The sequence below is a fragment of the Aeromonas sp. HMWF014 genome (genome assembly GCF_963878295.1).
In the GTDB taxonomy this organism is placed as follows: Bacteria; Pseudomonadota; Gammaproteobacteria; order Enterobacterales; family Aeromonadaceae; genus Aeromonas; species Aeromonas popoffii.
Genome location: NZ_CAWNYS010000173.1, coordinates 1 through 10,030, shown reverse-complemented (window position 1 = coordinate 10,030; position 10,030 = coordinate 1). Strand labels below are relative to the sequence as shown.

The window sequence follows — 10,030 nt, the reverse complement described above, 5'->3', positions numbered from 1 at the left end:
TCTTTATCGCCGAACCGGTCGAGCTGGACGAGCTGGCGCGCCAGCTGCCGGAGCTGGTGAGCGAGCGCCAGTGGTTCGACTGGGACGAGCGGGAAGAGCGTGTGCGGGCTGAACGCCAGCTGGTGATCGGGGAACTGGTGCTGAGCCAGCGACCGTTGACCGAACTCTCTGACGAGCAGAAAGGACGCTGCCTGCTGCAAGGCATTCGCCGCAAGGGGCTGCATGTGCTGCCCTGGGACGAGAGCAGCGAAGGGCTGCTGGCCCGTTTGCGCTGCGCCCGCGACTGGATACCGGATGACGGCTGGCCCGCCATGGACGACGAAAGCCTGCTGGCCCGGCTGGAGGAGTGGTTATTGCCAGCCCTGAGTGGCATGACCCGGCTGGAGCAGCTGAAGCGGCTCAACCTCAACGACATCCTGCGTCAATCCCTGCCCTGGCCACTGCCCAAACGGCTGGACGACGCGCTGCCGAGCCACTTCACGGCGCCGACCGGCAGCCGGGTGCGTATTCGTTATCAGCCGGGTCAGGCGCCGGTGATCCCGGTGCGCATTCAGGAGATGTTCGGTCAAGGTACGACCCCGTGCGTGGCCGATGGCCGGGTGGCGCTGGTGGTGGAGCTGCTTTCGCCTGCCCGGCGGCCGCTACAGATCACGGCCGATCTTGCCGCCTTCTGGGCCGGTTCCTACGAGCTGGTAAAAAAAGAGATGAAGGGGCGTTATCCACGCCACTATTGGCCGGACAATCCGCTGGAAGCGATGCCGACCAGCGTCACCAAGAAGAAGATGGGGATGTAGGTTAGTGCTGAGCCGCGCGAAGCCCAACTCCAGCAGATTACCCTCACCCTAGCCCTCTCCCTGAGGGAGAGGGAACCGATCGAGGTTGGTGTTTGCCCCCTTCTCCCCTTGTGGGAGACGGGTTGAGGATGAGGGGTTGGCATCCATTTGTCTGGCGAAATGAAACCCGAGATTCAGATTTGATTGGTTAATCCCGCTCGGACGTTCGCGAACGCGACATAACAAGTAGAAAGGAAAGCAAAGAGGATTTATGGCAACGCAACGACGCAAGCGCGCACCCAAGAAGGTGGCGCCAAAACGCACCATCTGGCGCACGCTGTTCTGGCTCGGCTTCAAGCTCTCCCTGGTGGTGGCCGCTTTCATGGTGGTGTTTGGCATCTACCTCGATACCAAGGTGCGTGAGCGCTTCGATGGCGAGAAGTGGCAACTGCCGGTGATGGTCTACAGCCGTCCGTTGGAGCTCTACCCCAGCCAGCGCCTCTCCCAGACCCAGATGCTGCGTGAGCTCAACATGCTGAGCTACAAGCAGGTGCGCCAGCCTCACACGCCAGGCGAGTATGCGATCAACGGCAACCGTATCGAGCTTATTCGCCGCCCGTTCGCTTTCCATGATGGCGCCGACGGTGCGCGTGGCCTGCGTCTCACCTTCAACGGCGCGCGGCTGGAGGGGATCCAGTCGCTGGAGAATCAGCGCCAGCTCGGCTACGCCCAGATGGACCCAGTGCTGCTTGATCGCCTCAACACCGAGGATCGGGAGGATCGCCTGCTGGTGCGCATCGCCGAGGTGCCCGACAGCCTGCTGGTGACCCTGCTTACCACTGAAGATCGCGACTTCTACCAGCACGGCGGCGTCTCGCCGGTGGCTATACTGCGCGCCATGGCGGCTAACGTGCTGGCCGGTCGCACCGTGCAGGGGGGCAGTACGCTTACTCAGCAGTTGGCCAAGAACTTCTTCCTGACCCGCGAGCGCAGCCTGTGGCGCAAACTGCAGGAAGCCTACATGGCGGTGCTGATCGACTATCGCTACAGCAAGGACGAGATCCTGGAGGCCTACCTCAACGAGGTCTATCTGGGGCAGAACTTCTCGCAAGGGGTCTACGGCTTCGGGCTCGCTTCCTATTTCTACTTCGGTATTCCGGTCAACGAGCTGGATATCGATCAGGTGGCGCTGTTGGTGGGGCTGGTGAAGGGGCCTTCCTATTACGATCCCTGGCGTTTCCCGGAGCGGGCCAAGGCCCGGCGTGATCTGGTGCTCAAGCTGCTGATGGATCACGGCAGCTTGCAGCCGGCCGAGTACGAACTCGCCAGCAAGCAGCCGCTTGGCATCATCACCCGTGGCCAGATGAGCTATGGCCGCACTCCGGCCTTCATGGGGCTGCTCAAACGCGAGATCCAGAGCCGTTTCGGCGCCGATCTGCTCAAGCAGTCCGGCCTCAAGATCTTCACCAGCCTGGATCCCATCGCCCAGCACGCCGCCGAGCAGGCGGTGGCATCGGGTCTGACGCTCATCGAGAAGCAGCGTGGCAAGAAGAAGCTGGAGGCGGCCATGGTGGTCTCCGACTGGCACAAGGGCGAAGTGGTTGCGCTGGTGGGGGGGCGGGATCCCCGCTACGCCGGCTTCAACCGGGCGCTGGATGCCCGTCGCCAGATCGGTTCCCTGGTCAAGCCGGCCGTCTACCTGACCGGCCTCTCTAACGGCCTGACCCTGGCGAGCCCGCTCAAGGATCAGCCGATCCGCCTTCGCGGTCAGGATGGTCAGGTCTGGACACCGCAAAACTACGATCGCAAGTTCCGCCAGAGCGTACCCCTGATGGATGCACTGGCCAGCTCCCTCAACGTGCCGACCGTCAATCTGGGTCTGCAGGTAGGGTTGGAGAAGGTGGTGGATACCCTGCACAAGCTGGGGGTCGAGCAGGAGATCCAGCCCTATCCGTCGCTGGTGCTGGGGGCCGTGGCCCTGTCACCCATGGAGGTGAACCAGATGTACCTGCCCATCGCCAACCAGGGGCTGACCCAGCCGCTGTCGGCGATCCGCGCCGTGGTCAACAGCGATGGCAGCACTCTCTATCAGCATGATCAGACCGCCAAGCGGGTCACGGACGAACAGGCCAGCTGGCTGACCCTGTTTGCCATGACCAAGACGGTGAGCCAGGGCACGGCCCGCGCGCTGAATGCCAAGTTCCCCGGCGCCACCATGGCCGCCAAGACAGGCACCACCAACGAGCTGCGCGACTCCTGGTTTGCGGGATTGGACAACAACGAGCTGGTCAGCATCTGGGTGGGCCGTGACGACAACACGTCCGCCGGGCTGACAGGGGCCAGCGGTGCCCTGCAGCTGTTTAGCGGCTACATGAGCCAGCGTGGCGTCAACAGCCTGACGCTGAAGATGCCGCAAGGGGTGAGCTGGGCCAACTTCTCCCGCGCCAGCGGCGCCCGTGTGGTCAGCGACTGTCCGGGTAGCCTGCAGGTGCCGGCCAAACTGGCCGGGCTGGCTGAACCCATGAGCTGTGGCAGCCCCGCACCGCGCAGCGCACTGGATGACTGGTTCGGTGGCTTCTTCAACTGATAGACGAAACGGGCAGCCCTGGCTGCCCGTTTGACTGGAGTGCATATGACTTTCCCGTTGTTTGAGGCCATCCATCATGTGGCCATCATTGCCAGCGACTATGATCGCTCGCGCCACTTCTATCACCAGGTGCTGGGGCTGCCCATCCTGGCCGAGACCCTGCGCGAGGCACGTCAATCCTGGAAGCTGGATCTGGGCCTGCCCGATGGCAGCCAGCTGGAACTGTTCAGCTTTCCGACACCTCCCGCGCGGCCCTCAAGGCCGGAGGCCTGCGGTCTGCGCCACCTGGCCTTTCGGGTCAGCGAGCTTGACCGCGTCATCCGGCATCTGCAGATCCATCAGATTGAGGTGGAGCCGGTGCGGGTGGATGAACTGACCGGCAAGCGCTTTACCTTCTTTGCCGACCCCGACGGCCTGCCGCTGGAGCTCTATGAAGCGTCGTGCTGACCCTGCATCGACCCAACAAAAAAGCCGCCCGCAGAAGCAGGCGGCTTGGTCATGTCATTGATGGCTCGCTATCAGGCGGTGGTCAGCATGGCGACCGCTAGCGCCATCACCATCATCCCGGCCCACCCGATGGGCTTGAGTCGCTCACCAAAGAGCAGCAGACCACCCAGTGCAGTACCCAGAATACCGATGGCTCCCCAGGTGGCATAGGCAACGGCCAGATCGATCTGGCCACCGCTCACAACCTTTGACAGCAGGGTAAACGCCCCCAGCACCAGCACAATACCCAGTACGCCCCACCCTTTGTAGTGGAAACCACGCGAGCGGTTAATCGCCATATTGGCACCGATATCCAGCAGGGCTGCGCCAAGTACGATAATTAACGGGTGCATACAGCCTCCTTCGCGTTATTTGTTTCATTGCTGGCAACAGGGTTGTCATGGGTCTCTCCCATGGTCACCATAACAATACCCACTATCGCCAGCGTCAGACCGATCAACTCCTGCGCATTCAGGTCGTAATCGAGGAACATCACGGAAACGACAGTGATCAAGGCAATCCCGAGCCCTTCCCACAGCGCGAACGCAATACCAATGGAGATTGTTTTGGCGGCTTTGGCCAGTAACAGGTAGGAGATCGATATCAACACCCACATCGGCAGGTAATTCATCCATCCTGCCGCGTTCTCGGGGATCATGGCCATGCTGGATGTCCCCGCCACTTCGGTGATGATGGCGCCCGTCAAAAAAATGCGCGCTAACAGCATGCGACTGATTAACATATATTTTCCTTTAGTTGCTGCGACGGGAGAGAGGATAACCGCAGCCACAATAAGGACAGGAATCGCTGAGCGTCGATTTATCAGACGCTAATGGTTTGCCTTGCGATCCAGCGACACGCTAAGGTGGTGATAGGAAACTCCGTCAGGACGTCATCATCATGAAGCTTTATCAGATAGAACTCTTTGTCGAGTCTGCCAGCAGCGGCTCTATCGCCAACACGGCGCGCCGTCTTGGCAAGAGCCGCAGCGCGGTCAGCACATCTATCGCAGCACTGGAAGTGGAGCTTGGCGTCGAACTTTTTGAACGTGGAGCCAACCGCTCCCAATTGACCGAGATCGGTGAGCTGGTGCTGGATGATTGCAAGCGACTGCTGCAGGCGGCCAACAGCCTGCAACTCAAGTGTGAACACTACGCCTCCGGCGCCGAGGTGGCGCTGCGAGTCGCGCGGGATGACGCTATCCCGGAGCAGGTATGGCGTGAAATGCTGGGGGCGCTGCGCCACCAGTTTCCCGGTACCAGTATCTCGCTGGTGCTGGCCTCGCCCCCCGAGCTGCCCGCCCTGGTGGAAGAGGGGTTTGTCGATGCCGCCTTCGGCCTCATCACCGAGGAGCAGGAGCGTAGCGGGCTCAGCATCGATGTGCTCAATCCGATCCGCACCCTGATGGTGGTGGCGCCGAGCCACCCGCTGGCCAGCCTGAAGCGGGTGTTGCAGCAGGACTTGACCGGTCATACCCAAGTCACCCTCTCCTACGTGGATGAATTTTCGGTCAAGAGCCTGCTCCCCATCGGTGGCCAGCACATAGGCCTATCCAGCTTCGAGTTGATGCGGGATGCTGTGCTGGACGGGCTGGGTTGGGCCGTGCTGCCTTCTCCTTTGATCCAGAGTCAGCTGCGGCAGGGGGAACTGCTGACTCTGAAACACAAATTCAGCCTGCAATGGCGCGATTATGGCGTCTATCTGTCGGAAAATGCCTATCATGGCAAGGTGCTGGCGTGGCTGAAGAGGGCGATCAAAGCCTATTTGGACCCTTTCGAATAAGCAGACAAACCGGGCGTCCCTGGGCCGTTGATCTGGGGCTGAACGCAGCGGCGTCTGGTGAGCCATCGTTGTCTGATGGTACATACTGTCAATACACTCATGCAGCGCCAGGAGGCGTGAACGATATGAGCAATGCCCAAGACAAGGATGAGATCTGGCTGGATGACGACATCATAGAGCTGGACGATGATGAGGTCGTGGTGACCAAGGCGATCAATCCATGGCAGGTATTGATAGTGGACGATGAACCGGATATTCATCATGCAACCCGGCTGGCACTTTCCAACATTCAGTACAAATCCCGCTCCCTCGAACTCCTCAACGCCTACAGTGGTGCCGAAGCGGCCCGTATGCTGCTGGCCAACCCGCGCATCGCCCTGATCCTGCTGGATGTGGTGATGGAGACGGAAGATGCGGGCCTGCGATTGGTACACCAGATCCGCAACGAGATGCACAACAGCCTGGTGCGGATCGTGCTGCGCACCGGCCAGCCGGGTCAGGCTCCGGAGCAGCGCGTGATCCTCGACTACGACATCAACGACTACAAGACCAAGACGGAGCTGACGGTGCAGAAGCTCTACACCACTGTCATCGCTTCGCTGCGCTCTTACGAGAGCCTCAGCGCTATCGACAAGAGCCGGCAGGGGCTCAGCAAGATACTGGAGGGCGCGGGGGATCTCTACCACCTGCACTCCCTGCGGGAATTTGCCTCCGGCGTGCTCAAGCAGATCAGCGCTATTCTGGATGTGGGCACAGAGGGGGCCATCTGCGTCGAGCGCAGACCGGGAACCCAGGAGTTGGAGATCCTCGCCGCCACAGGTGACTATGAAACCCTGCTCGTCGATGTGCCATTGAGCACCTTTCCAGCGCTGTACGACTCTGTGTTAAGCGCACTCGCCAATCGCCGCAACTGTTTCGAACACCCGCAGGATGCGCTTTATATCGCCGCCCAGAACGGCCGTGAGTTTGTGCTCAATTTCACGCCGACCCAGCCGCTCGATCCCCTCGAATGCGATCTGCTGGATGTGTTCTGTCAGCGGATTTCGGCTGCATACGACAACCTTTATCTCTACAACCAGCTGTTGCGTGCCCAAGAGGCGACCGTGGTGGCGCTGGCCGCGCTGGCGGAGTTTCGTGACTCGGATACCGGCGAACACGTACTGCGGGTGCAGAAGCTGTCCGATGCCATAGTGGCCGAGATGCAGCAGGCAGGGGTCTATCCCGAGGAGCTGACCCCCGGCTTTGTCGACATGATCGGCATGGCCAGCATACTGCACGACGTCGGCAAGGTCGGCACCCCTGACCACATACTGCACAAGCCGGGGCGGTTCGAGCCGGATGAGCGGCTTGTCATGGAGCAGCATGCGGGCATAGGTGCCAACATTCTCTGCAAGGCGGGCGAGATGGTGGAAGGCACCAGCTATCTGTCGCTAGGGGCCGAGATTGCCCGTGCACATCACGAGCATTTTGATGGCAAGGGTTACCCGGAGCAGCTGGCGGGGGAGGCGATACCGCTGTCGGCTCGCATAGTGGCGGTGGTCGATGTGTTCGATGCACTGCTCAGCAGGCGCCCTTACAAAGAGCCCTGGACGCTGGCACAAACCATGGAATACATACAGTCCCGCACTGGCAGCCAGTTCGATCCCCTAGTGGTGCAGGCGCTCAATCGGCTGGTGGCACAGTCTCGGCTGCCTTACGAGGTATGAGCACGTTAGTCTGAAAGTAAAAAAGGGGTTATCAAGCGAAGGTCAGTCAGTGAAGCATTTTTTGATTTAATATTCGCCGTTTTGAATATTAAGAACGGTGCCATGGTTAAAGGTGACATTTGGATTATACCCTTGCCATGATTAGCATCCAATAAAACGAGGGAGGCATCATGCCTCCCTCACTCTTTAGTCCTTATACCTCGCGGGTTGGGACTCAAATGCCCTTAACTGTGTTGCGTTAGGCTCATCGCTACGGCTTGTCTGGTTACCCTGCTTATATTTATGTGATTCATGTCATTATTTTTCTGTTCTAAAATACTGCGCTGGTTGGGGGGGAGCGTCTGCATGAGCAAGTTGGTGCCGTGTTATGTGGTGAGGGGGCTGATCGCCACCAGCTGGAGTGCTTTGCTTGCTCATCGAGTTTGGGATCTGGCCAAATTTCATCAGGGAGCCCTGAAGTTAAGCCGTCGCTGAAAGATTTTTTGTCGTTACATGGTACTCAATCATGTGTGAGCAGAACGATTTTACTTCATCTCAATAGCTGTTCTGAATCGTAGAGCACTGGAGGCAGGGAACTCAGTCCAGTTTGTGTGATCTCATTAGTCGCCAAACAAAACAAGTCGTGCCCAAAGGAGTGAGTTGATACCACTCTTACTACCCCTGTCACGGCCACAGCAGCGCCGCATTCACAAAATCATCGACGCCACTCTTGATAAAGGGCATGCTCGTCGCTTGATGGCCATCTTGCTGTTACATTACGGCCGCTTGATCACCAATGTTTATCATCTTACTGGCGCGGCTCGCTCGGCCATCGGCCGCTGGTTTCAGTGGTATCGAGAAAAAGGTATAGACGCGTTAGAAGTCTTACCGTCTGGTCGCGCTCCAATTTTGCCTGTCGCCAAGATCGTCACCTTATTGGTGCTTCTTATACCGTTACCCCAAAACATTTAATCACCTTTATTACAGGTGTTGTTTATTTTAAATATTTTTGCTCTGAGGAAAGCGCGATAAATTCCGTATGGTCGACCGACAACGCCAGCAATTAAACAAAATATAAAAACACTTCTGATCATTTGATCAGGAGAAGCGCCACTTATCGACAGATTAATTAGGTATAATGGCATTTCAAAGGATAGATAGGCAAAGGTGTCAACTACATAAGGGAAAATGCCTTTGTTCTGTTCGGTCAATCTGCATCTCTTGAAAATCCAATCACGCCAAATACCGAAAGGTCTTGCTGTTGAGGTGATTATAAATAGCCCAATTAGTCTAGCGTGCAGGTGAGTTTCTAAACTCATCTGTGCAAAACCCAGTTCTATTGGTATTGATATGAAATAACAAAAGGTATTTAGTGCGAAAACATCAGCGGCGAAATTAACAAATTTTTGTTTTTTAGTTGATGAGAGTACTGCTTCCATAGTACATGAATCTTCTTAATAATCATTTGGATGCGGGAACCTATACTACTGATTGATATGCGTCAATGTAACACGTTGCAATAGAGTTATTGTCAAATGTGGTGTATGGAGTCAGGCGGCGTTCCTGTCTGACGTGCCCTCTGCCTGTTCTCTGTCCTTGAACTTCATGTTGTTCACTGCCGACGTCAGCAGCGCTGCGAGTCTCCCGGCTCAGCGCGATCCCGACCAGAAACTCCTCCAGCGACAGCTTTTCTGGCGACCATGCCCTGTGACTGATGATCTTCGCCGGCTTCGCCCTGCGCTGTCTGCCACCCTCTTGCTGCTGACGGGATTGCCGCATGCGCTCAGCCGCTGGCTCGCTCCCCGTGGCTGCAGGAGACAGAGTGCGGACAACGGATCGGTCAGCAATAAAAAAAGAAGGTCGGTGTATGCCGGCCTTCTTTTTGGCTACTTCCCATCGGGGACTGTGGTCGTCGCGAAATGACCATGATTACCACCGATGGCCCCAGGCCAGTTGGCCCTCATAGATAAGTATTAGCAGAGTCGTTCGGGCTCGCCTGTCAGGACTTTCGTCAGGTAATCGTTTGCAGGGGGTGAATGGTTGATCCCGACCAAGATTTTTTATTTTGACTGCCTTAGAATCGCCGCCCGTTGCTGGAGAGGTCGGTATGTTAATTAATCTTTTACGCCTGATATTCATCATCTGTGCCCTGTCTTTCATCTTCATGCTGGCTCAGGCCTGGTGGCAAAAACGGCGGCAGGGATCGCTGGAGCCCACCCCGTTCTGGCCCGTGGCTGCCATCGGGTTTGCCGCCAATTTTCTCGATACCCTGGGAGTCGGCAGCTTCGCTGTGAAGACAGCCTGTTACAAACAGTTCAAGCTGATTGATGATCGCCTGTTGCCAGGCACCCTCAATGGTCAGTGTGTGTTGCCGACCGTGACCCAGTCACTCATCTTTATCGGTGTGGTCAAGGTGGATCCGTTCACTCTTATCAGCATGATGATTGCCGCAGCAGCCGGCGCGGCCTGGGGGGCCCGCCATGTGGCCTCGTTTGATCGGCAGACTATCCGGCTGGTGATGGCCATCTCCCTACTGGTTGTCGCCGGGTTGATCTTGGCCGGTCTGCTGGGTCTTTTCCCCGTTGGCGGAGATGCGATGGGGCTCGGTGGCTACAAGCTGGCGATCGCGCTGCTTGGCAATTTCATCTTCGGCGTTTTGATGAATGTCGGCATCGGCCTGTTTGCCCCCTGCATGACGCTGGTCTATCTGCTGGGGA

At 57.9% G+C, this 10,030-nt stretch carries 9 protein-coding genes and 1 pseudogene; 7 read left to right on the top strand and 3 right to left on the bottom strand.

The features are described from left to right. The 3 genes from AAC083_RS06820 to gloA2 form a co-directional block, all read left to right on the top strand. The coding region (locus tag AAC083_RS06820) for an ATP-dependent helicase C-terminal domain-containing protein (protein ID WP_308810998.1) at positions 1-794 on the top strand (794 nt) is incomplete at its 5' end. A gap of 250 nt (positions 795-1,044) precedes the next feature. Next, positions 1,045-3,360, top strand: coding sequence for a penicillin-binding protein 1B (gene mrcB, locus AAC083_RS06815; RefSeq protein ID WP_042038504.1), 2,316 nt, complete (start codon positions 1,045-1,047; stop codon positions 3,358-3,360). 45 nt (positions 3,361-3,405) lie between these two features. Continuing rightward, a complete protein-coding gene (gene gloA2 / locus AAC083_RS06810) occupies positions 3,406-3,807 on the top strand; it encodes an SMU1112c/YaeR family gloxylase I-like metalloprotein (RefSeq protein WP_042038505.1) in 402 nt (133 codons plus the stop codon). Positions 3,808-3,878: 71 nt separating this feature from the next. Here gloA2 and AAC083_RS06805 read toward each other — a convergent pair whose 3' ends face one another. Together AAC083_RS06805 and AAC083_RS06800 are read right to left on the bottom strand one after the other, a co-directional pair. Next, positions 3,879-4,199: an SMR family transporter gene (locus tag AAC083_RS06805; protein WP_042038506.1), complete on the bottom strand. Its 321-nt coding sequence runs from the start codon at positions 4,197-4,199 to the stop codon at positions 3,879-3,881. Continuing rightward, positions 4,187-4,588 (bottom strand): SMR family transporter, encoded by a 402-nt coding sequence (locus AAC083_RS06800; protein ID WP_108536159.1) that lies wholly within the window; start codon positions 4,586-4,588, stop codon positions 4,187-4,189. Before AAC083_RS06800 ends, AAC083_RS06805 begins: the two co-directional genes overlap by 13 nt. Positions 4,589-4,746: 158 nt before the next feature. Between AAC083_RS06800 and AAC083_RS06795 the strand changes: the two genes are divergently transcribed. The 3 genes and pseudogenes from AAC083_RS06795 to AAC083_RS06785 all read left to right on the top strand — a co-directional run. After that, the gene (locus tag AAC083_RS06795; RefSeq protein ID WP_108536158.1) at positions 4,747-5,628 is read left to right on the top strand and encodes a LysR family transcriptional regulator; all 882 of its coding nucleotides are present in this window, start codon (positions 4,747-4,749) and stop codon (positions 5,626-5,628) included. A gap of 125 nt (positions 5,629-5,753) precedes the next feature. Continuing rightward, positions 5,754-7,334: a DUF3369 domain-containing protein gene (locus tag AAC083_RS06790; RefSeq protein WP_108536157.1), complete on the top strand. Its 1,581-nt coding sequence runs from the start codon at positions 5,754-5,756 to the stop codon at positions 7,332-7,334. A 642-nt stretch (positions 7,335-7,976) separates the two neighbouring features. Continuing rightward, positions 7,977-8,264, top strand: a pseudogene (locus tag AAC083_RS06785) (IS630 family transposase); the annotation flags it as partial. 17 nt (positions 8,265-8,281) lie between these two features. Here AAC083_RS06785 and alaE read toward each other — a convergent pair. Beyond that, positions 8,282-8,752, bottom strand: coding sequence for an L-alanine exporter AlaE (gene alaE / locus AAC083_RS06780; protein ID WP_108536156.1), 471 nt, complete (start codon positions 8,750-8,752; stop codon positions 8,282-8,284). A 668-nt stretch (positions 8,753-9,420) separates the two neighbouring features. Between alaE and AAC083_RS06770 the strand changes: the two genes are divergently transcribed. Next, the coding region (locus AAC083_RS06770) for a TSUP family transporter (protein WP_108536155.1) at positions 9,421-10,030 on the top strand (610 nt) is incomplete at its 3' end.

Bases quoted from the DNA above. Each gene is read 5' to 3' on its own strand.
- AAC083_RS06790 (WP_108536157.1), top strand. From the start codon at position 5,754: ATGAGCAATGCCCAAGACAAGGATGAGATCTGGCTGGATGACGACATC.
- AAC083_RS06805 (WP_042038506.1), bottom strand. From the start codon at position 4,199: ATGCACCCGTTAATTATCGTACTTGGCGCAGCCCTGCTGGATATCGGT.
- alaE (WP_108536156.1), bottom strand. From the start codon at position 8,752: ATGGAAGCAGTACTCTCATCAACTAAAAAACAAAAATTTGTTAATTTC.
- AAC083_RS06800 (WP_108536159.1), bottom strand. From the start codon at position 4,588: ATGTTAATCAGTCGCATGCTGTTAGCGCGCATTTTTTTGACGGGCGCC.
- gloA2 (WP_042038505.1), top strand. From the start codon at position 3,406: ATGACTTTCCCGTTGTTTGAGGCCATCCATCATGTGGCCATCATTGCC.
- AAC083_RS06795 (WP_108536158.1), top strand. From the start codon at position 4,747: ATGAAGCTTTATCAGATAGAACTCTTTGTCGAGTCTGCCAGCAGCGGC.
- mrcB (WP_042038504.1), top strand. From the start codon at position 1,045: ATGGCAACGCAACGACGCAAGCGCGCACCCAAGAAGGTGGCGCCAAAA.